Below are 23,741 nucleotides of genomic sequence, written 5' to 3' on the forward strand. Positions count from 1 at the left end.
TTTTATGAAAATACAGCAATTGTATTATACCTCATGTAGAAAAGGTATTTCCTCTGGAATGGGTTTTCAAACCTATTCCGTATCTGAGGGGATTACAGAGGCTGAAAGAAAAGAAATAGAGAGTTACTGTATGTATATTCCACCGAGTAATCTTCCTAGTCAACCTACTAAAGACGAAATAGATATATTGTTTCCAACGGCCTTTTCCTATTTTATTCTTGAAAATGGGAAACAAGCAGTATGCCAAGCTAAATATACAGGAAAAGACTATAGTGGACGCTTTGGAAACTACTTTTGTCATGTTTTATTGTTTGAAAAGGGAGAGATGACCTTTCATCCTATACAGATATATGGCTCAGAGGTTTTTAAAAAGCAGCTAACCCAAGGTGAAGAAAATGTTCAGCAAATAGAATCTTTGCAAGTATTGCAGCAACTACCTTTAGGAAGATTTATCACATTAGAGAGCGTTTCGGAATTTCTAAAAGGAGCTTCTACTACAAAAAGGAGCAAAAGTTTTAAAAATATGATGAATGCAGTTATTGAGTATCATAAAGAACATAAGAAAATTATTTTTTGTGATACTAATGAAAATAATGTTTACTGGATAGCCGCTGCTCAAATGTGTCTTCCTTTAAAACTGTCTAAATTATTAACTTTTACTACTTATAGCAATGATTGCGAAAATACAAATTACACTATTTGTGGTACATCAGGAGAAGGAACTAAAATTAATTTTAAGGATTGTAATAATATTTATAAGTATAATGCATTTGATTTTATAAATGGATATAGTAGTGATTTTAATCATGACTTCAAATTTTCCAAATTAGCACAGGTAGGGCTTTCAATATCAAAAGACAGTTTGCTACCATTTATAGATTTTATAGATAAATTTGACTATGATGTGCTAGATGATGAAATTGATAATTGTCTATATCTTTACAATATGATAAAAAAAGGTATTGCAAAAATGGATACAGATAGCATAATAAAGGGAATAGACTTTGTTAATAACTATGCTTCTATAGAGACATTTAAGCAACTTTTTATACAGATAGAACCTATGCTTAAAAAAATAAGTGGAGAAGTAGATTTACATAGTGCAGAGGTTATTTCAAAATTTTTATTTAATATAGCACTTAAAACAAAAAATGAAATTTATATAAAAAATGCTTTTGAATTCTTTTTTAACGCTCTTTATTTTATGGTGGTAGATAGAGAAAATATTAAATTAGAAGAAATTATAGAATTACACGACAAAATAAGAGTAATAAATAGTAATAAGATAGATGAGTTTATAACTTATTCCTTTGATTCTTATAGATTAGATGAACTTTATACCTATATGGAAGGTGCAAAGGCAAGGCATGCTCAGTTTTATTTATATATACTTTTTGGAAATTTCGAATTTTACAGCTATAGGACATGCAATATTATAAGTTGGGAAAGCATAATTAAAAATACCGCATTAGTGAAATTTATTGATAGATGTGTTGATATTTTAACTTTTAATAAAGATGAAATGAAATATATAACTAAGTCTATTTACAAGAATGAGGAGTATTTCGCAAATTTTATGGTTATATGCCATAAAAATGCTTTAGGCAGTGGGGATAGTGAAAAAGAAAAAATAGTATTGCAACTTTTAAAGGAAGCAAAACAAGAGAATGATGAAGATTGGGAGTTGAAAATTAGAAATATTTTGAGTGAAATAGATGGTGGGGAAGAACTATTATTTAAATATTTTGTGTATGAACTTAATTATGAGCAAGACAAGAGTGAATATTTTTGGGATTATTGCGATTCCATTTTTAATAAAACACCTAGATATAAAAGAAAATATTTTTCCAAAGCTGCTATGGAATTCTTGAACAATTTAGAAAATAGTGTGGAGATTTCAAAGGAATCCTTTGAAATTCTTAAATTTATATTAAATAACTGCTTAAAAACTACTATAGATGAATCTTTATTATATAATTTAATTAGTAACTTTGAAAAGCAATTAGAAGCAGTATATCCAGAAAAAGAAATTGCAATAATTATTCCAGATATAAAGAATCTTAAAAGAATGGGAGATATTGTAACAAAGCCAGATATTACGGGGCTTGTTCATTTTGGAATGAATCTTCAGCAGGGAACGAATGTAATAAAAACAGTATGTGGAAAAGTTAAATTAGACTTTGATTATATGGACAGACATACATACAGAAAATATTTATCTTGGTATTTATCTAGTATATACATAAATGGAGTAAATGAAGATTTAAAAGTTGATTATCAAAGGATAACTGATGCTATTTGCCTAGGATTGTATGAAGAAATATATTATGAAGCACTTTTGAAAACCTTGGAAGCAATATTAAATGAGGAGAAAGTTTATAAAAAGTTTTTAAATGAAAACAAACTAGAAGGATATGAAGTGTTTTTTAATTTTATAATTTATGTTTTCAGAAATGTAGATGAGTTGTCAAAGTCTACAATTAATTATATTACTAATAAAACAATTAATATTTTAAGCAATAAGTCTACGCGTGAAATGAAGAAATATGAAGGTTATATGAGTTATCTGATGGGCTTAGTGAGAAATAAATCAATGATAAGTACTCCATGGGATAGTATATGTAAGAAAATTCATGGCAACAGAGAAATTTCCATAGTTCAAAGAGGAATAAATAAGTTAATCCATAAATAGAAAAACATAGTTACACTAAGGGGGACTGGGATTGGAGTTTTTTAATGATATAATGAGATTTCTTTACAAAGCAATAGTCTATCCTCTTAAGTTTATTTTCTTCAAAATTATATACTTTATAGAAAAAAATTTAATCAATGTGAATTTGTCAGATATATGTGAAGAATGTTATGAAAAAGTAACATTGCCCTATTATGTCTGTCCAGATTGCAACAACAGGTATGCTGCGCTGATGCCTACCTTTAAGCATATTTTTTATTTTAAGTGCAGTTGTGGTAATAACTTGCCACTAACTGCAATAAACGGAAAAAATAAGTTGAAAACCCTTTGTGGAAATTGTAAAAATGGAGTTAAAATGAATAAAGTGAAGAAAATATGTATACCAATTATTGGAACAAACTCATCCATAAAAGCAAATTTCACATACAATATGCTTGATACTATAGAATGGAAATTTGATAAATCACCTTTTAAAGCCTATGTATCAACACCAAAAGCTCAAAAGTTCTTCTTGGGAAAAAACAAAAAAAAACCTTTAAGACAAATTTATATTTTTAATACTAATGAGAGTGATTTGGCATTAAGTGATAATTTGAAAAAGTATAGATACTTTAACTATTATGATGGAATAGTATTTATATTTAGTGGTGAGGAGCTTGTAAATTTAGAGGGCGAAAATAATTTAACTTTAGATGGCATATTAGATATATTTATTTTAAATCTTCAAAAAAATTTTGGTCTTAAGCCTGGAGAAATAATTGATAAGCCAATAGCATTTATAACTAATAACCAGATTAAGAGCAAGTTTAATGGGTATATTGAAGAAAATTTTAAAGCTAAAATAGAAAATAATTTCAGTGATTATAGATTTTTTCTCCTAGATGATTTTAATTCCATAAAGCAAAGTGAAAATAAATCAAACTACCATGAAGCAGAAGTATTTCAATGGATTTTAGGCCAGGTGGATACTAAAATACATAAGAGTATTTGTAAATAGATTTTTTATTACATTGGACTTTGATTAAGAAGGAGTTGAGCAAAATGAATCATAATAAAAAAGTTAATAGATTAATAGCATTTATGATAGTGTTAACACTTCAAATATCCTGCACCTTAAGTGTTTTTGCTATGCCTAGTGCTGGAGTTTCAAATTTAGATGTGATTTTTGTTTTAGATGTTAGTGGATCAATGAAAACCAGTGATCCAGAGGAAATAAGAACAGAAGCTATTAAAATGTTTCTAGATATGTGTGGAACTTCGGGGAACAAAGTAGGTCTTGTGGCTTATTCAGATAATATTATTAGATTGCATAATTTAGCCGAAATGAACTCAGCGGATGACAAAGATAGTGTAAAGAGAATGACCACAAGCATACCCTTTGGACAAAAAACAGATACGGGGATGGGTATAAAAGAAGCTGTAAAACTTATGGAGAGCGGTCATGAAGACACTCATAAACCAATTATTATTCTTTTATCAGATGGTAAAAACGATCCACAGAGAAGTATGAGTGAGTCATTAAAGGATTTAAATGATGCCACAAATACTGCGAAAAGTAAGGAGTACCCTATATATACTATAGGCTTAAACTATGATGGTACTGTAGATAAGGCACAATTAGAAAGTATATCAAGTAAAACTAAGGGTAAAACTTATATAACTAATAAAGCAGAAGAACTTACACAGATATTAACGGATATTTATGCGGATAATTCAAAAATCAATATTCAAAGTGGTGGAAGTATCATAGCAAATGGTGGATTTCAAGAGGTAGAGTTAAATATACCCAATGATAATGTACTGGAAGCTAATGTGTCTATGCTATCGGATAAGCCTGTTTCCGTAAAATTAGTAAATCCAAAGGGCGTTGAGATATCTATTCCTTCTAAGGATATAATTTTCACTTCTTCGAGTAAGTATTCTATGTTAAAAATAGTAAAGCCGGTGCAAGGAGACTGGATAATCAAAGTCAAGGGAGTTAGTGGTGATAAAATAAATATTAGCTACATTTTTAATTATGATATTGAGCTAGAGGCTAAATTTAATCCAGTGGCACCTAAAATAGGCCAGATTATGAATATAGAAGCTTATTTTCTGGGCAATGGAAAAGTTATTGATGACAATGGGCTTTATAAAGATATGAAAGCTAAACTAATAGTTAAAAACTTGAAAAGCGGAGATATTAAAGAATTTCAGCTCCAAAATAGTAATCATTTATTTAATGGAAAATATACTCTGCAAGATAATGATAAATATGAGGTTAAGATAAGGGTGGATGGAAAGAGTTTTTATAGAGAAACTTCTCCTATGACAATTGGAGGAGGAACTACAGTAAAACCTTCTAATACGGCGGTGCAAAAAACAGATGAAAGCGATAATAAAAAAAATACAGTAGGTATTATTTTTGCAGTACTCGCTATCATTGCTTTAATTCTAACAGTGACAATGGGAATAGTGAAAAAGAAAAATAAAGCAGCAGGCTTTGGGCGGGTGATGTTTAAAATTAGAGATGAAAACACTAGTGAGGTATCAGCGCCTCAACATAGAAGTTTGCATACTTACAATGGGAAATTTAGCCTTTATGATGTACTTGGACTTAAAGAGGAATTTTCAGAGGTACAGGACTTGAAATTTCACTTTAAGAATGATGACAGCATTGAGATAGCAAATAATTCACAGTGCAGTATTCAAAAATCTGGTAGAGTTTTATCAAAGGATATTAAGACAAAGTTGTATAATGGTGAAAGAATAGTAGTAATTTTAAATAAATCATCTAAAAGTATAATTCTAGAGTTCTATAGTAACTAGTTTTTTAAGTTTAGAACTCAAAATTGAAAGCGAGGGAAATTAATATGAATGCAAATATAAGAGAGCATATACAGGAACTAAACGTAATGACTGGTGGGGGAATCATTAGTGATAAAATACGTGTAGATACCATTGAAAATCCTATGCTTATCATAGGACTTGGTGGTACGGGTATAGATGCAATGTTAAGATTAAAATATCAAATAAATAGAAGGTTTAAATTACCTGAAGATTCCTTAACAAAGGTAAGAAAAGAGAAGCCTGATAAAATAGAATTTTTAGGCTTTGAAACTAATATGCAAGAAAAAAATAAGAAGTACAAAGGCATTGGACTAGACCCTCAAAGTGAATTGGTTATGTTATCTAATGCAGAAATTGGAGCTATTTTAAGTGATAGAAAAGTTATGGACCCATGTATCTCAGAGTGGTTATCGCCGGAGCTTAATATATCAGATGGAATGAAAGGCGCTTGTGGGGTTAGGCAGGCTGGAAGGTTATTACTTTTCACAAAGATAAATGAAGTTGTTGAAAGTATAGAGAAAAAAATAAATACTATTATGAAGGATAGTAAGGAAAAGCTATATGTATTTATGCTTACAGGTATTTCAGGTGGAACAGGAAGTGGATGTTTTCTTGATATTGCATATATAGTTCGAGGAATAATGGAAAGAAAATTTGGTGGCTATGGCATAGATAGGGTAAATATTTTAGGATACTTGTTTACCCCGGATGTTAATATATCTAAGGGTCTTGGAATGCACGAGAGAAACTATATTATGAAAAATGGATATGCTGCATTAAAAGAATTAGATTATTTAATGAACATTTCAGAAAGGGGAGATAGATTTAAGCAGAAGTATAAAAGTGCTTTAGAAGTTGATTCTCAGGCTCCACCTTTTGATTTATGCCACTTGATTTCTGCTACAAATAAAGAGGGTAAACTATTAAGTAATGCTTATGATTACTGCATGAATGTCACGGCAGAAAACATAACGAATTTTATGGCTAGTGAGGAAAGACAAGCAGGACAGGAGTTTGCTATTCATGATTACATAAGCAACATTGAGCAAAACATTAAGAATATGGAAAAGCCTTATTCTGCAAATTATAAATATAACATTATAGGAGCATCCTCAGCAGTTTTACCTATTGAAGAAATAACTACTTATCTCGCATATAAAGTTTTTGAAAAGATGGATGTAATGTTTGAAAAATCACCAACAGAGCAGGATGTGGATCAATTTATTAGAATGGTAAAACTAGACAAAGATGCCGTAGAAGCAAGGTTTGAACGTGAAAATTTAGGTAGACAACCTATTTCAGGTTATAAAAACAGAGATAAGTATGAGTTTGCAAATGTTATAAAAAAAGAAGCAGTAAATATGGATGAAGAGCTTAGTGAATACTTAAGGGATATTTGTGATGAGTATCTGAAGGTGAAAAGACAATACCCTGGTGAAATATCTGTAGTATTAAATCAGCAGATAGATAGAATGTTTAAAGATGCATCTAAGGGCCCCTTCTATGCTTCAAAGATGTTATTTTCAAATGAAGGATTTAATATGGTGAAAACGCTAGAGATTATAAAAGAATCATTAATAGAAAAGCATAGAAGATTACCAGATAACATTAAAAACCTTAGAGAGGATGCACAAGATAAGTTTGATGCAGCGAAGAAGACTATTTTATTTACAAAAGAATCAAAGAAAAATGATTATATTGAAGCTAAAATAGAAGAGTACTATGCAAGGACAGAAGAAGAAAGAACTTTGAAGATGATAGAATTCTATCAGAATGCTATTGAAATTATAAGCAATTTAAACAATAAAATATATAAAGTTTACACTGAAATTTTAAATGAATTAAATAAGGTGCTTAAGGATGATGGTAATATTCTTGTTAAAGGTGAAGAAGTACAAGTTAATAGCGGGAAAACCTATTATTGGAATCTTATTAATGTACCAGATGTGGTAAAAACTATAGATAAGATGGTTTGTGATGAAGATACAAATGATTTAATAAGAAGATTTACAGATAAGCTTTTAGGGGAATCTCAAAAATGGATTGATGAGCAACATATGGATATAGTAGGTTCTATTTCAAACTTTGTATCAGAAGAATTTGGAGATATAATAACAAAATCTATGGAAGATTTTTTAATCATGAAGTATGGAGAAGAAAAATCTATTGAAAGATTAATTCAAACGGAAATTGCACCAAGACTAGATGAGGATGCAATACCCATATTTCAGCTTCAAGATGCAGGTGGCTCGCTAATTTTCCCATCTTGGAATATGGTGTCAGTTCCAGCTAAAACTCCAAGAATATATAAAGGAATTAAGGAATATAAAGAAAGCAGTACCTTAGGTCATTCTGTAAATATTAAGAGAAGCAAGGTATCAAATAAAATATTTTGGTTAAATACAGAAAATGGAGTGCCATTATATGCTTATACCTCAATAAGACAATATGAAAAAATTTATGAGGAATCCATTTTTACTAAAGAGGGAATAGGAAGACATCTTATTCAAACAAGAGAAACTAACTGGACATATTTACCATCACCTATTCCAGAAAAGTCTTGGGGAACTAGTTATCATAATGAAAGAGTCAAGAAATATAATAGTGAAATAAGACAGGTTTTTGATAAAGCTGTAAGTTATGGCTGTATAGAGCGAGTATCTGCGATAACAAATTCACAGTATAAAGTTGTTGTCACTAAGGAATTTAATATAGAGAAATTCTTATTAAACTATGATTTAGCTATTGAAGAGGGAAAAACCCCCAATATGGCTGAAATAAGGAAATGTATTGGAGAACTTAGAAAATTAATGCAGAATAAATTAGAAAATATTGAGGACTATGATTTGCAAATGTATTATATTTTTGATAGTAGAGATGAAGAAGTTGCAAAGGAAAATTTAATAAGAAGTCCAAGATTAATTCAACTTTTAAATTCTGAGATAGAAAAATATGAAGCTATAGAGCAGCAGATAAATAAGCTTGGAAGCAATATTTACGATAACGATAAAAAAACCAAATTATTAGATAACTTTATTCAAGCTATGTATACAGAAACTATTTGTAAAAAAGGTATTGTGTATATGTATGATAAGGATGCAGATGAAAGGACAGAAATAGAGCCTTTTGTTAATCTAATGAAGCAAAAGCAATACGCTGAATTCTCAATTTATAATAAGTATTGTGAAATCGATGAAAAGCATAGGAATGTTATTGAAGCTAAATCAGATAAAAGATTAGCGGATTTATCTATAGAAGAGGGAACAACTACATTGTACAGTAGAATAAAATGCATGATAGAAAATTATAGTAAGGCTATTGAAGAGTTAGACTACAGAAGGTATGAAATAGAGAATGGACAGGATATGTATAGTTTCTATGTTAATACTTATGATAAACTTAAAGAGATTAGGGTGAATTTAGAATAGCTTAAAATTCAACTCTTAATGCCAAAAGGTGGTGAGTTTAAAATGGAAAATATCTTGAAAGAATATGCACAGGGATATTGTTTAAGCACTGATAATACTGTATACAGAGAAGATGAACAGAAAATTGCCAGCAGTCCAGTGGTTTTTGTTTTTATTGGAGATAAGAGTAATGAAGGATTAAAGTCTGTATATGAGGATGTAAATAAAAAATGGGATAACAGTAAAGGCATAATGTTTTTTAATGTATACCATAAAGAAAAATTTGAAGCTGAAAATGTTTTTAATTTTAAGGTGGAAGTTGATGGTATAGATATAGAAGATAAAAAAAACCTTAGATATGATATAAGTGATAATTTTTATAAAGGTGAGAATGGACTTATAGCTCTAAATGAAGAAATAATGAAGATGAAAAACAAGCTTTTAGATTGTGGTAAGCTTTTTAGCTCCTTCGAGAGGGTAAATATTTCTGTGGTAAGTAGGGCTGATGATGCTATGAATATTTTAGTGGCGGAAATAAGTTTATTAATAAAAAGTAAGCTTTCACAGCATTTTAGAATTGTTTTAGCAGATTTCTATGGCTTACTCCTAGAAAAAAACCAGAAGGACGCATTTTTTGATGCTGCCTTAGCCTTTAGCTTTTTTAAGGAGCTTTCATATATGCAAAAAAGTGATTTCACTTTTAAAGAAGATATAGAGGTTTTTGGAAGTGACAGAAAGCTACCAGTTATTAGCGAAAATAAACCTATATTTGATTTAGTATATTTGCTTAGCGATACTAATGAAAAAGGTATAATTTCTAGTGGAAGCCTGCAAGATAATTACGAAATTATTTCCTATATAAATCTTATAAAAAACAGAAATGTGAAAATAGATACTTATTATGATATGGAAAATCAATATTATGATAATGCTAGGTTTAAAAAGAATATTTCAAAGGAGAATGGGAGTTTTACTTTGGTTACTGCAGGACTTGCAAAAATCAAAAGGCCTAATAATACAGTTGCTCTAATGGCTATAAACCAATTTTATGATGAGCTAATAAATAGAATAAAGCAGTATTCAAATAAAAACAAAGAGAATCTGCTAAGAGTTTTTATGTTAGATGATGAAAATTTAGCTTTAAAAGCTAGTGGTATGCTACCCAACGGAAAAGGGGTAGAGGACATGAGGGGGCTTATGACTATAAGTTCCAATATTTCTATTTCAAAACTTGCAAAACTTACATTAAGGGAAGCTGAAGGAATGCTTTATGGGAATAGTTGTGAGCATTTCTTCAACGATAATTTTGAAAAAGCTATTGGTGAAAAATTAAAAAACATAAGTCTTAACAAGGAAATACGGGGCATTGTCAAACTTTTAATGGAAGATAAGAGATATGGGTTATATGGCACATATAGTTTAACGAACCCAGTGGAAGCGTTGCAAGACATAAGGCTTAAATGTATGGACATAGATAAAAGTATTGAAGCTATAAATCAGGAAATCAATGAAATCTATAGTAAAAGGGTCCAGGTGCCTTCGCTTTTCAAAAGCTTATTTTCTTCAAATGTTGTTTTAGCTGATATTAAAAAAGACTTATTTAAAGGAGTCTATGGAAATAAGCTGTACATACTAAAACTTAAGATAGCTCAAGGTATCCTGAGATTAAGCGAAGATATTATTATTAGTGTTCATGAAGAACTTGAGGAAAAAATTGATTATATTGAAAGTATAAGGGAGTGTATTGAGGATTATACAAATAATGATATTAAAGAGCAGAATGAATATATAGCACAAAACATAAAAGAATATTACACGCTTATAGTTAAGAAAATAGTAAATAAATTATCAGAGAGCTATGGCGAAGATTTTTATTTTAAGGAAAATTTTTTAGGGGATATAAATCAGTCTATAAATGATAAAGAAAAATTTATTAAAAAACTATGTGAGGTTTGCACTAAATACATTTTATGCGAAGCTGAGTTCTCAAAATCCTTTGAGGATGAGTTAAATGAAAGGGCTAATGTATCTATAGAGCTTACAGATAATAGTGTATTATCCAAAGATGAATTGTATAAAAGGCTCTACGGTATATTAGAGGAAAACTCCACTGTAAAAGCTTATATTATGAATTATAATGTAAATAAATACGAGGAAAAATATTTTTTTGGTGATTATAGTAGCGATTTTATTAAATATGCATTCAATGTAGATAGAGAGGGTAGAAGTTACAATATAGGTTATGTTCATGAAAAAAGAGCTAGTGGTATAGAAAAGCTTAATTTAATGGGGGGATTTACTTTAGGAGATGTAATGTATATTAAAAACGCTGCAAGATATTATCATTCTTGCATAGATAATGAGTATAAGCTTCATAGAATAGATGCATCATTACTTCCAGATGTTTAGTTTGAAGAAGGGGGATTTTTTGTGAAGGATAAGAGAATTAACGGACTGATGATTTTCATGAGTGGAGCAGGTGGTATTTTAGGATTTATATTTAGTGAACTATTATTAAATGCTTATAAATATACCCTTCCTCAAAGTATACTCATGGGATTATATTTTGGAATTATAGCTTTCTTTGCAGGGCTTATGTGTATTATTGCAGAGGTTATCCATCCAAGACTCAATGGTTATAATTGGAAAAATAATTATTCTAAAACTTCTTTAAAGTTCTTAGTACCGTGCACATTTGTGCTTTTATTTATAGTTGGTGCATTATTTCAATTTATTTATGGGTTTGATGTTAACAATAAAAAAGTTAATGATATATTGCTTTTAATCGATACTTCGGAAAGTATGAAAAGTACAGATCCCAATAATGATAGATTTGAGGCAACGAAAAATCTTATTAAAAACATGAATGAAGAAAAAAGATTCTCTATTTACACCTTTGATAATAAAGTTTTAGAAATATTTCCAATGACTAAAGCTACAGAAAAAACTAAACAAGCGGCTTTAGAAAAGCTAGAATCTCTAAAAGCGCCTAGGGGTCAAACAAATATGAAGGCTGCATTAGATACTGCTTTAAAAGAAATACAAAGCACAAAGCAAGTTGATAGGAATGCTATTGTATTATTGTTATCTGATGGAGAGGATAGTTTTGATTTAAATGAAAAATTTGATGAAGTTATAAAACCTTTTCAGGATAATAAAATTTCCGTTTATACGGTAGGAATGGCTAAGGATAATAATTTAAAAATGCTAAAAAAAATATCGAGTGTAACTAACGGAAATTATTACAGTGTTTCTGAAAGTAAAAATTTAAAGGACATTTTCAGCAAAATCTATAAATATAGAGATCAAAGGTTACTCGTAGATAAAAGAAACGGCTTATTTGATAGTATTAAATTTTATGCAATAATGAGAATAATATTTATAACCCTTATAGGAGCTGTTATTTCAACAGCAATAAGTTTTATGTTTGATAATAAATATCTTCTAAAGGGATTTATTATAGGTGGACTAGTAGGAGGGGTAACCGCAGGAATTATTTTAGAATTAGGGTTTAAATTTATACCTTGGGCTGGAACTTTTTATAGGTTAATTGCAGCTGTAATGCTAACAACTATATTTACTTTATTCTCAGTACCTGTAGATGTAAAAGACAAAAAAAATGGATTTTTTAAAGCTGTGAATTCAAAAATAAATTATGATTCATATTCAAAGAATGCAAAAGGCAGTAATACATTTGGTGAATAGAAGTTTATAATAGCTTTGTGTGTAGAAAATTTTGCTTAGGCATTTGAAAATGAATGTACCTTATATAGATAGGAGTTTTGCTATGAATATGAGAGATTTAGAAAGCTTAGAACAAGGCATAAAATCAGTAAAATGTGAAATAGAAAAAGAAAAATTTGTTATAAAATGGCAGTGGGCCTCTGGCTATGATATAGTCTATATTTTTAAGTCTAAAGCCTTAGATGAGATAGGTATAGAAGCTATAACTAAGGAAAATGTAAAGATATTTACTAGAGAAGAGTATAGAGAGTTTAATGGTTATGTTGAGAGTATAAGGGAGATTGACCAATACAAATTTATGATTTTTAAAGCGGAGGAAATTAATGAGAAGCTTATCCTTGTAAAACAACAGGATGGAGAAAATGAAGTAATTGTTTGTACAGGAAAGCCTGATATTTTTTATAAGATTATAGAGTATAAGCCTTTATTTAGTAAAAATAAAAAAGTAAAGATGAAAATAATTTGTGATGCACCTTTTAAAAAAGATGTACTATGTTATGTGAAAAAACAGGGGAACTATCCCGAAAGTCAGGATGATGGAATTAAATTTGATTTTATAGGAGACTTTCATCCAGGGGTAAATGAAATGCCGAGTATAGAAATTAGCAGGGATGAATTTGTTAAGATTTTCATAAAGGATGTTAATAGGTATGGAAGCGCATATAATCTGAGAGAAAAGTAAGAGTGAGTTCATTGATAGCTATAAAAGGGAGGTGAGTACCTGATGGTTTTTATAAATCAGGTATTGTATGGGTATTTTTGATATTTTAGCACTAGGTAAAAAAAATAAAGCAGATAAAAATTATAATTTAAAGAGATCTAAAGAAAAACGTAATACAGATGATATTAAATGTCCATTTTGTTTTAAAACTTTTAATAATGAGGATGTTCATTTTAGGGTAAGTCATGATCAGGATGGAGATCCAGAGTATGAAAAACAGATTGATGAGATTTTAAATGAATATAATAGAAGGATTGGTAAAGCTACCTTAGGAGAGATAAATGCTATTATTAGAGCAGTAGATTTGCCAGAAAAAAACAAGACCAAGGTTGATAATGCGATTATTGAAGTAAGAGATAATTATGATAAGGTTACACAGGAGAGATTGTGTCCATATTGTCATAATGTGCTCCCTATAACTTCAGGTAGAGGGGATACAAAAATAATTTCAGTGGTAGGAGCTTCTCAAGCGGGGAAGTCTGTTTATATGTCTTGTCTTTTATATTATCTTGAACGCCAAATTGCGGAAAAGTTTAAAGCAGCAGTTATTCCTGGAAGCTCAGAGTATAATGAAGATATAAAGCAGAACCAGAGGATAATATTTGAATTTAATAAAATGTTAGAACCTACCCCAAAGCAACATATAGATCCATTAATTGAAACTTTTAAGTTTAAGGATGAATCTAAAAAGCCAATAACTTTTGTGTTTTATGATGTGCCAGGAGAAGGTATGACGGATAAGGATTATATAGACAAGCACGGAGAACATATTCAAAATTCTGACGGTATTATATTTCTTATAGACCCATTACAAATGAGGGCATTAAGGAAAAAAATAAATTTAGCAAATGGATCAAAAGGAGATTTTACAGATAAATATCAAGAACCTAAAGAAATTCTTGTGTATTTATTCGAAAATTTTATATCTAAGCAGGAAAAAACTATAACAGATATACCTACAGCAGTAGTGGTTACTAAAAGTGATATGCTAGTTAGTTTAAATGATGAAGAATATATAAGTGCCAGTAGTAACGTATTTAGAAATTGTAATCATGAGGGCATTTTTAATCTAAATGAATTTGAAAATATTGATGGAGAAATAAGAAGGTTTTTAACTAAAGTAGACACACCTTTTAAAGGTGCTATGGATGCATATTTTAAAAATGTAGGCTATTTTGCAGTGTCTTCTTTAGGGTGTAACCCAGAAAACTCTAAAATCAATGACAATTTTACTATATCCCCTTTAAGAATAGAAGAGCCTTTTTTATGGCTTTTATATAAGATGGGTTATATTAAAGAAGGAAGGTAATAGTATGATTCAGCAACATTATTATACAAGGGAGAAAAAAGGATTATTCAGTGATACCCCAGGATATGATACTATTTCCAAAAGCAAGGGTTTAAAAGATAAGTTAATAAAAGAGGTGCTTCATAACTATTGTTTTTATGAAGCACCTTTTGAACTAATAGAGGAAGAAGATTTAAATAAATATCCCCAGGCACTTATGTGTTTTAATATACCATCTAGAGAAATGGTAATTGGATGTTCAAGCTTTGCTGGCAAAGATTATACAGGTCAAAGAAATAGATATTTCACTCATAATTATGTAGTAAGTCAGGTGGAGAAGGAGTTTTATATCAGAAATCCTGAAAGAATTTTTCATGCGGAATTTAAAATGCCGATTTTTGAATTACATGGGGGTGATAATAAGCGAGGTGAAACTTTTTTAGATGAATTAACTGACATACCTATGGATAAGCAGAGTCATGAATTTTTCAAAAGGGATAAGTTTTTCAAGGAATTAGGTATACAAGAGATTATGTATAAGAAGCTTTTAAGTGCGTGTTTTGATTCTGTTTTAAATAATAGAAAAATATATATAGTGCTGAAAGTGCCAGCGCAGCAGTTATCAAAATACTCAAAACAGCTAATGGAGTATATATATATAGGTCTTCCATACCTAGTTAGAAGAAATTTCGGGTTTATAACTTATGCGAAAGATTCAAAAATCAAGGAGTTTATAAATCTTCAGTTTGTGGCTAAGGGTGGGGTAAGGAAAGCTGATGTAGCGCAATCTCTTGCATATGTTTTTGATTTTCAAGAGGAAAAACATTTAAATGTAATGAAACTTAAAAATGAAAATGATTATTTGAATTTTATTTGGAATAACCTAGATAAGCCGAAAGTATTAAATGAGTTTTTAAAAAAAGTTGATAAATATATTAAAGAAAATCAGCAGGGTCAAGGACTTAGTTTAGAAGAATATAATGGAATGTTCGCAGCGAGTGTCCAAGAAAACTTAAAATATAAGGTAATAAAATCTGAAGAAAGCAATATAGTTCAAATTGAAAAAATAAAAATCCAAGAGCCTAAAGGTAAAGAAATTGAGATGAATATCTTAGAAGATATAGATATATCGAAAATATCTAAGAGGCAAATAAAGAGCTTTATTATGGAAGAAAAGTATAAAAATAATGGTACATATATGATGGTATATTATCTTCAGAGAATACTTGCGAGTAAGGTAGATAGGGAAATAAGTTTTAATGAAAGAAAGATTTGTGAGTTGTCCCTTGAAAAGCTTACAGAGGGCTATGAAGTGTCTCCCATACTTTTGAAAGTAAAAGAGAGAATACAATATTTTTATGAAAAGGAAATTTCAAGAGAAACTTTTAGAAAAATTATGGTTGGTTTTATAGAGTGTAATTTTCATAATACATTGGACTACATTTCTGAAAAAGAAGATGCTTTCGCTAAAGGAGTTTATATAAATTATAACTTTAAGCAGCTCTTTAATTATTTACTCGGCCATGGTGGGATAGCGAAGGCTCGAGATTATATATTATGGGCAGTTAATGATTTTTCGAAATTAAAGGAAAAAGAATTGAGTTTTAGCTTTTTTGAAGCTTTGAAAAGTTATATAGAAAATAAGGATAATGATTTCTTTAAAGATAAAAATTTTAGAAGGCAAATATTGCAAGGTGATAATGAGTCTATAATAGGTAGGATTAAGGATTTAGAGTTAGATATGTGTGGGGGAATAAAAAAAATTATATTAAGACTTAAAAGGTAGTGTTAACACTATTATGGTATCAATTGAGTTAGTTTGATTTAATCATACAACTAAATTAAATATAAAAAGATAGTCTTCATAAGATGAAGACTATCTTTTTATTGTTTTTAGCGGAATACGGATAGTATATTACTTGTCACGTTACCTGCTCTATCTACAGCTTTAACTTCAATATAATTCATTCCTGCATGAAGTTTTACTTCTGTTTCAAAGTGAGCTGTTTTAGCGTAAATATCTGCAGTTGTAGATATTTCATTTCCATTAACAAACAATTTAAATCCAAAGTTATTGTCAGAAACTTCACAGTTGAGTTTAAAAGTGTCAACATTTTTTGCTACATTTATTTGTTTATCTTTGCCAGATATATCAATGCCTTTAATAGCTAACTTAGGAGCAAGTAAATCACAATAAAGATTCAATGAATAGTCGAACTTGTTACCTTTTTCATCTGCTGCTGTTACTGAAACTTTATTTTGGCCATTTTGTAGGTTTAGTTCTTTCTTGAAAGTTAAGTCTGAATTTATAGTAACGTCGGTGCCTTGTATTTTAAAGAATTTAACTCCAGTTGATAAATCTCCACTTAAAGTAGGAGTCGCAGAATTATAGAAACTACCTTCTCTTTTAACTCCGGTAAAGTTAACATATAATTTATCATTTTTAACAATTACATTTGTACTCACTTCTTCAAGTTTAGTATCTTTTATATCATAAGCTTGTACAGTTATTTGATGCTTGCCAGGAGCTAAGTTTTCAAATTTATAAGATAATGTTTCAATATTTTTTGCGGAAACTTCACCATCAACTAAAATATTGAAATATCTCATGTCGGAAACAAGTTTAGAATCTCCTGAATATGATAATTCAAAATTACCTGAAGGGAATACTGTGCTCGCTTTAGGCGAAGTTATTGTAAGGGGTTGTACTTCTACCTTTGTTGAATATTCATAGGTGTTTTTAGCATAATCAGTACTATAAATTGTGAGATTGTTATTACCACTTTGTAGATCTAAATTTACGTAGTAGTTTCCATCGGCATCTTGTGCTAATTTCATAGAGGTACTTCCATTTTTATCTGTAATATATGTTCCATTTTTCATAATTTTAAAATCTTTTATTCCAGATAATTTATCTGTTGCCTTGAATTTTAAAACATATTTTCTTGAATTTACTTTACTTTGCGAAGTCAATGCTGCAGTAGGAAGAGTTGAATCAACTTTAATTGGTAATTTCATAGTTTGATAATTTGTAGTAGTAGAATCAATTGATGCTTTAACTTCAAAATAATATTGCCCATCTTTAACTATTTCATATTTTCCACTAACTGGATTATAACTAGTTAAATCCCATATCCATGGCGATTCTTCTTTGTAGTTATCATCTTGTAATTTATTAGCAGGGTCTGCTTTCCATAAATCTTTAGCTAAATCTTTTTCAACACCTAGCCTCCTGACTAAATTTCCTTTTTCATCTACTACATTAACAAGCATAGTTTTAGCATTCCTGAGTAATTTTATTTTTGGTGTTACACTTACTTTTCCATTTGCTGTAGTTACAGCGATTAATTTTTCATCAACTATTGGTAATTTGCTTTTTTCATCTTCACCAACTACTCCTAAAAGATTTTCATCCTCATTTTCAGTTAAGCTATATACTCCAGTTCCTTTTAGATGAGAGCCTTCATCCCAAAGTGGCTTGTCCATGATTAAAGATTCATTCCATTCACCATAGAATCCCATATATGGAACGCCAAGTGTCGCTGAATCTTTAGAACTAGGTTCAAAGGTTAAAAATCCTTCTACAAATGCTCCTTTAGTTGTGCTTTCAGGTATATTTAGTGTAACCTTAAGCTCCACTACTGATCCGGCAGGTACAACGACTTTATCCTTATCAAAGGAAACTGTAGCTCCTTTTAGAATTATGTCTTTTGCTTCATCACTCTTATCTGATAGTACTACATTTGGAGTCTTAACAGTATAGGTTTCTTCCTTATTTCCATAATTCTTAAATTTCAAAGTGAATTGTTTTGTAAGTCCATTAATTTGTTTTAATGCAGCAGTAGATTCATTGGCTTCATTTACAACAATTACATTGGTTTTAACAGCAGCAGCTACATCTACAAGACCAGCACCTTGTCTTCTTGGAGAAAATGGAATCGAATCTTTGTCAGAAGAGGGATCAATTTGAGGTTTTGCTGTATTTATAACAAGTTGCTTTGCGAGTTCTGCTTTTTCTTTTGGAGATAACTTGTCTAATTTTAATTCTTTCATATGTTGTAGAACTAATGCCATAATACCAGCGGTATGTGGGGATGCCATAGAGGTTCCTGACATATATTTATACTCATTATTATTGGCTGTTGAACGAATATCTCCACCGGGAGCAGTAACTTGAGGTTTAAATTCCAAATTTGGAGTAGGACCCCAAGATGTAAAATCAGACATTTCTCCAGCGGTAGGATTTTTTATGCTTACTTTCTTATCTTGGAATTTAATTTTAGTGCCAGTTTTTATTGAAGCTAATAGTTTAGACCCATCCTCATTAGTTACAAATATTGAAGGAATTTTCACAATAGGGTCAGTAGACATGCTAATATATCCTTTTTCACCATCTTTATTGTATATAATTGTTGCTACAGCACCTGCAGTTTGAGCATTTACTTTCTTTTCTATAAAAGTATTAGAGCCCCTTTTGACAAGTGCAATTTTACCTTTTAAATCTTTGCCTTTAAAATCCTCAGGAGTTCCAAGACTACAATCAACTAGTTCGTATTCACCTTTTAAGATTCCAATTGGACTAACCTCTGATGTTGAATATGCTATATCCTTATACTCAGTACCAACTTTATATGATAGGGCAGAGTTTACAAGCATACTATTATTAATAGATGCTACACTTAGTGCTTCTTTTGCAGTAGATGGAGCGCCAACTACGGATGTATCAACTATATCAGAAACTTTGTCAGGAGATGTTGAGTATGCAGAGTTTCCAGCTGAAACTACTACAACTACACCTTTTTCTTCAGCTTCTTTTATAGCCTTTTGTATAGGTGCGCTATTTTCTACAAAACCTGAATCGGAACCAAGGCTCATATTTATTACATCTGCGCCAAGTTTTACAGAATCCTCTATAGCTTCAACTACATCTTCATCATTACAGCTTGGATAATCGGGATCGTTAGAGAAGACTTTCATTGCAAGTAATTGCGCTTCAGGTGCAACTCCTTGAATTGCTTCAAATTTTGAAACCTCAGTAGAATTTCCGTTTGCAGCTACTATACCAGCTACGTGCATTCCATGCATGCTACCTTCGTCAATTATGTTTTGATTTTTATCAGCATAATTATATCCATAAGGAACTTTATCAGTAAAATACTTTCCTTTTCCTTGTGGACTTTTATTTTTAATCTTAGCTTTTGATGGATCAGTAAGTTTCATATCTTTATGTCTATAATCAATACCACTATCAATTATAGAGATTACCATGCCTTCTCCTTTATATTTAGAAACCTGCCATTCGTTTAATACATTGGTTAAATCTTTTGATGATGTCATAGTTGGTTTATACCCAGCTCCATCACTGATACCTTTTGCATTAACATTAAACATATAAATGTTTGAAGCTAAAATGCTCACTGTAAGAACTAGACTCAATAGTTTTTTTCTGTTCATTATTTAGTCCCCCTTTAAATATACAATATTTATTATATATTATCATAATAATGCAAAAAAGGAAATAAAAATAATATTTCCGAGAAAAAAATTGCAATTAACAGATTTTTTATTATACTTAATATTAAGTCAAAAGGGTTGAAATCTTAACTAAATTACATTAAGATTTAGATATAAAAAATTTCAACTAAATTATATAAATGAAGCAAAGGAGAAGGAGAACCATGAATTGGGAAATGAAAAAGTTTACTGAACTAAGCGGTGAAGAAGTATATGAAATTTTAAAACTTAGAAATGAAGTGTTTGTTATAGAGCAGCAATGTATTTATGAGGAGTGTGATGGTAAAGATAAAAAATCTTATCATTTATTTGCAAAAGAAAATGGAGAAATCCTTGCGTACTTAAGAATTTTAGAAAAGGGCATTTCTTATAACGAGATATCTATAGGAAGGGTCTTAACTGATAAAAAATATCGTGGTAAAGGATTAGCAAAGCAAATGATGCTAAGAGCAATAGAATTTATCGTAAATCATTTAAATGAAAAAACAATTAGAATTTCTGCACAAGAGTATTTATTGAATTTTTATTCAAGTCTGGGGTTTGTAAAGGTTAGTGACTCAAACTTCGCAGGACAAGAATGCCTGAAAACCCTTATGAATAAATACTTGTGTAGCTTAAAATAGCATTAATATTTGATTTTAAGCTACTTTTTTAACACTGAATTTCTCAGCAAAATGTTTAGGTAGTTTTAAAATAAAATTATCAATAAATCTATCTATTTGCTCGCCAGTTAAAAACAATAGATCCTGTAGAACTTCTTTTAAAATATCGAGAATAACTCTTAAAACTTCTGAGAAATTTACATCTTGAAGCTCGTCATGGATAAGAAAAAACAGTTCGCCCATGGTGCGTTCATCCTTATTATTTCTATTTTCTACAGCTAGCATAATATATCTGGTCATCACAATTGTAGTATGTGCAATCATTGAATCATAAGAAAGACCTTGAAATTCTTTTCCAAGATTTAGATAAGATTTACATATTTTAAAGAAAACTTCAATACTCCATCGTTTTCCGTAAAGAGCAATAATCTGTTCTTCTGTTAAGCTTAAATCAGTACAAATGAATCCAATCCACTTCTTTCTATCATTGCGGTCCCGAACAAAAACTAGTTTTACATCCAATTTATTATCAGCGGAATCATAAATTTGTGCCATTACTGATAAAAGATATTTTGATCTTCCTGGTCGTTTTTTCCTTGATTTATATATCTGGGATAATGTTTTTCTTTCACCGTTAAAAATATATTTTATTTTGGTAGTATTTTTAAGCCTACCTACAGTATGTAAGTTAAGTTTAAGTATTTTCATTATTGTAGAAGGATAAGAAAACCAACTATCAAACAATACATGTTTTGCAGGGACACCAGCCTTTACAATAGTTTTAAGCATATCAATCATAACATCTGTAGACTTTGAAATCGCTTGCTTTCTACGTTTATAGGCAATCGAATTTCTATTTAAGCCGTCCTTCATTTCACAAAACCTATTCTTTTCTTTCTCAGAACTTTGTAGATTAAACGAAAGAGGAACGAATGTATTGCCATCAGTCCATCCAGCTGTAAGCATTCTAAAACCTTTTTTATATTTAGCACCTTTGCTTGCGTGATCAAAAACGTTAGAAAGTAATTCAACTTTTTTACTTCTAGTTCTACCGTAAAATGAATCATCAACAATAATTGCATTCATGCGATCCTCTGAAGTTAGATTTCTTAAATGTGTTTCTATAACAGTTCCAGAGAGTCGTAGCAAAAATGTTTGCCAATTTATGTACATAGAATTTAAAAATCTATACACAGTATCTTTTCCGAATTTAGGTTCATCACTTTTAGTTTGATAATTCATATACATACTCTTACCAGTGTAAACTAACTGCAATAGATAGCAAAAAATATCATGGACACATGTCCCTTTTTCTTTATAGCAATTTGATTTTTTTAAAGCGTTAATAACCTTGAATTTTTTAACAAAACTTATGATGGATTTCATAAAGTCATTTTCATTTTCACTAATTTGTGGTATATTAGTCATATAAATAAGTCCTCCTAATTTTGATATTTATTGTATTTGTAGTTACTTACATTATATCATTTTTAGGAGGATTTTTCTACTTATTAATGCCTTTAAACCTTGATACAGCAAGTGTCTATGCCAGTTTTATATGTGCGAAGTTTGAGTTAGTGATGTGTATTTAGAAGATGATATTCCACATGTAGAAATGTTATATAAAAACAATTAATTATAGATTTCAAGAGATTGGCTTTTGGAGTTTATGGAAAAGTAAAGAAAGTGAATAGAAATCCACCGATTATTTTTAAAAAAGAAAACTTCAGTGGGATTATAAATCTCCTTCTGAAGTTTTTAATATTAAAGCTCTTGGAATAACGCTTCATCAGCGAAGGTAATTTGTAACACCTTCAGTGATGATTAATGTTTTGAAGGCAATTCATCTAGTGTTTTCAGCTCATATCCTTGACTTTTCCATTGTGTAATTACATCATCTAATATTTCGGCATTGGTTTTTGATACTGCGTGTAGTAACATAATTCCACCATTGTGAGTTCTTTGCATAATACGTTTTTTTGCATTTTCATGGGAGGGTTGTTTATCAGTAAGCCAATCCATATAAGCAAAACTCCAAAATATGGTTTTATAACCATAATTTTGAGTATATTGTAAGGATAGCTCACTATATTTGCCCATAGGAGGTCTAAAATATTTAGATATTTTTTTTCCTGTAACATTCTCAAATTCAGCCTCTACATCAGATAACTCTCTATTGAATTTTTCCACGTCTACTATTGAAGCCATTGAAGGATGGTGATTACTGTGGTTGCATACTAAGTGCCCTTCATCTACCATTCTTTTAATTAATTCTGGGTTAGAAGTAATATAGGGTTTTACAACAAAAAAAGCTGCTTTCACATTATGTTTTTTTAAAACATCTAGAATAGGAGCAGTATAACCAGCTTCATATCCCTCATCAAAAGTTAAATACAGTGTCTTTTTTGATGTGTCTCCTAAATAATAACACTCATAATTTGATATAATTTTAATAGTTTCTTTAGGTCCTTCAGGTGGCGTATTGTCATTGCGGGGCTGGAAATACCAATTATATTCTTTAGTACTTAAACCATTGAGCGCAATATTATTACTAAAGACGTTTTTGAAAAATTTTATTAGGTCAGCTGTTTTTGAATTATCCTTGTTATGATAGTTAATATATTCATTTTTAGAGTCTATAATTGAGCTACATCTTAATTCTTTGCTATAAACAGCAGTTGATAAACAGGTAACTGTAAGCATCGAAGAAATAATAATACTCAATATTCTTGATTTCACACTAATCACCCCTAGTTCTCATCCTATTTAGAAAAGTTTTTAAATTGTTCTACAACTTAGTATGCTCAGTAGATGCTTGTATATATTCAAAATTTATAAAAAATTTAATAAAATCATTATTATAGTATAAGCAATTATAGAAAAACCATACTTTTAGGCTCTAATTAAGGTATAATATTACTATGTTTACAACAGTGGAGGTGAC

General features: G+C 30.0%; 13 protein-coding genes. 10 read left to right on the top strand and 3 right to left on the bottom strand.

Going from position 1 to position 23,741, the window contains the following annotated elements:
* Positions 1-4 precede the first annotated feature (4 nt).
* The 9 genes from G9F70_RS12315 to G9F70_RS12355 all read left to right on the top strand — a co-directional run bounded on the left by G9F70_RS12315 (position 5) and on the right by G9F70_RS12355 (position 16,467).
* Positions 5-2,692 carry a hypothetical protein gene (locus tag G9F70_RS12315; RefSeq protein ID WP_164946416.1) on the top strand — a complete coding sequence of 896 codons (2,688 nt, stop codon included), beginning with the start codon at positions 5-7 and terminating at the stop codon, positions 2,690-2,692.
* Between the two features lie 31 nt (positions 2,693-2,723).
* On the top strand, positions 2,724-3,689 hold the full coding sequence (locus tag G9F70_RS12320; RefSeq protein ID WP_164946417.1) for a hypothetical protein: 966 nt from the start codon (positions 2,724-2,726) through the stop codon (positions 3,687-3,689).
* A 44-nt stretch (positions 3,690-3,733) separates the two neighbouring features.
* Positions 3,734-5,500 carry a vWA domain-containing protein gene (locus G9F70_RS12325; protein WP_164946418.1) on the top strand — a complete coding sequence of 589 codons (1,767 nt, stop codon included), beginning with the start codon at positions 3,734-3,736 and terminating at the stop codon, positions 5,498-5,500.
* A 44-nt stretch (positions 5,501-5,544) separates the two neighbouring features.
* Positions 5,545-8,949: a tubulin-like doman-containing protein gene (locus G9F70_RS12330; RefSeq protein ID WP_164946419.1), complete on the top strand. Its 3,405-nt coding sequence runs from the start codon at positions 5,545-5,547 to the stop codon at positions 8,947-8,949.
* A 42-nt stretch (positions 8,950-8,991) separates the two neighbouring features.
* Complete coding sequence (locus G9F70_RS12335; protein ID WP_164946420.1) at positions 8,992-11,337, top strand: hypothetical protein; 2,346 nt, start codon at positions 8,992-8,994, stop codon at positions 11,335-11,337.
* Between the two features lie 21 nt (positions 11,338-11,358).
* Positions 11,359-12,633, top strand: coding sequence for a vWA domain-containing protein (locus tag G9F70_RS12340; protein ID WP_164946421.1), 1,275 nt, complete (start codon positions 11,359-11,361; stop codon positions 12,631-12,633).
* An 82-nt stretch (positions 12,634-12,715) separates the two neighbouring features.
* Positions 12,716-13,354 (top strand): hypothetical protein, encoded by a 639-nt coding sequence (locus G9F70_RS12345; protein WP_164946422.1) that lies wholly within the window; start codon positions 12,716-12,718, stop codon positions 13,352-13,354.
* Between the two features lie 67 nt (positions 13,355-13,421).
* Positions 13,422-14,702 (top strand): TRAFAC clade GTPase domain-containing protein, encoded by a 1,281-nt coding sequence (locus tag G9F70_RS12350; RefSeq protein ID WP_164946423.1) that lies wholly within the window; start codon positions 13,422-13,424, stop codon positions 14,700-14,702.
* A gap of 4 nt (positions 14,703-14,706) precedes the next feature.
* Entirely contained in the window at positions 14,707-16,467 is a 1,761-nt protein-coding gene (locus tag G9F70_RS12355) for a hypothetical protein (RefSeq protein ID WP_164946424.1), read from the top strand.
* A gap of 107 nt (positions 16,468-16,574) precedes the next feature.
* Here the strand turns inward: G9F70_RS12355 and G9F70_RS12360 are convergent, their stop codons facing one another.
* Positions 16,575-20,135, bottom strand: coding sequence for a S8 family serine peptidase (locus G9F70_RS12360; RefSeq protein WP_164946425.1), 3,561 nt, complete (start codon positions 20,133-20,135; stop codon positions 16,575-16,577).
* A gap of 224 nt (positions 20,136-20,359) precedes the next feature.
* Here G9F70_RS12360 and G9F70_RS12365 point away from each other — a divergent pair, with 224 nt between their 5' ends.
* The gene (locus G9F70_RS12365) at positions 20,360-20,818 is read left to right on the top strand and encodes a GNAT family N-acetyltransferase (RefSeq protein WP_164946426.1); all 459 of its coding nucleotides are present in this window, start codon (positions 20,360-20,362) and stop codon (positions 20,816-20,818) included.
* 15 nt (positions 20,819-20,833) lie between these two features.
* Here the strand turns inward: G9F70_RS12365 and G9F70_RS12370 are convergent, their stop codons facing one another.
* On the bottom strand, positions 20,834-22,225 hold the full coding sequence (locus G9F70_RS12370) for a transposase (RefSeq protein ID WP_224617544.1): 1,392 nt from the start codon (positions 22,223-22,225) through the stop codon (positions 20,834-20,836).
* Positions 22,226-22,621: 396 nt separating this feature from the next.
* Positions 22,622-23,536 (bottom strand): delta-lactam-biosynthetic de-N-acetylase, encoded by a 915-nt coding sequence (gene pdaA, locus G9F70_RS12375; protein ID WP_224617546.1) that lies wholly within the window; start codon positions 23,534-23,536, stop codon positions 22,622-22,624.
* Between the last annotated feature and the right edge of the window lie 205 nt (positions 23,537-23,741).

Origin of the sequence: Clostridium sp. FP1 (assembly GCF_011065975.2) — a bacterium.
GTDB lineage: Bacteria > Bacillota > Clostridia > Clostridiales > Clostridiaceae > Clostridium_AD > Clostridium_AD tagluense.

What these genes read in the sequence shown, in the direction of transcription:
- G9F70_RS12315 (WP_164946416.1), top strand. Translation starts at nt 5, where the DNA reads ATGAAAATACAGCAATTGTATTATACCTCATGTAGAAAAGGTATTTCC.
- G9F70_RS12325 (WP_164946418.1), top strand. Translation starts at nt 3,734, where the DNA reads ATGAATCATAATAAAAAAGTTAATAGATTAATAGCATTTATGATAGTG.
- G9F70_RS12330 (WP_164946419.1), top strand. Translation starts at nt 5,545, where the DNA reads ATGAATGCAAATATAAGAGAGCATATACAGGAACTAAACGTAATGACT.
- G9F70_RS12335 (WP_164946420.1), top strand. Translation starts at nt 8,992, where the DNA reads ATGGAAAATATCTTGAAAGAATATGCACAGGGATATTGTTTAAGCACT.
- G9F70_RS12345 (WP_164946422.1), top strand. Translation starts at nt 12,716, where the DNA reads ATGAATATGAGAGATTTAGAAAGCTTAGAACAAGGCATAAAATCAGTA.
- G9F70_RS12350 (WP_164946423.1), top strand. Translation starts at nt 13,422, where the DNA reads ATGGGTATTTTTGATATTTTAGCACTAGGTAAAAAAAATAAAGCAGAT.
- G9F70_RS12355 (WP_164946424.1), top strand. Translation starts at nt 14,707, where the DNA reads ATGATTCAGCAACATTATTATACAAGGGAGAAAAAAGGATTATTCAGT.
- G9F70_RS12360 (WP_164946425.1), bottom strand. Translation starts at nt 20,135, where the DNA reads ATGAACAGAAAAAAACTATTGAGTCTAGTTCTTACAGTGAGCATTTTA.
- G9F70_RS12365 (WP_164946426.1), top strand. Translation starts at nt 20,360, where the DNA reads ATGAATTGGGAAATGAAAAAGTTTACTGAACTAAGCGGTGAAGAAGTA.
- G9F70_RS12370 (WP_224617544.1), bottom strand. Translation starts at nt 22,225, where the DNA reads ATGACTAATATACCACAAATTAGTGAAAATGAAAATGACTTTATGAAA.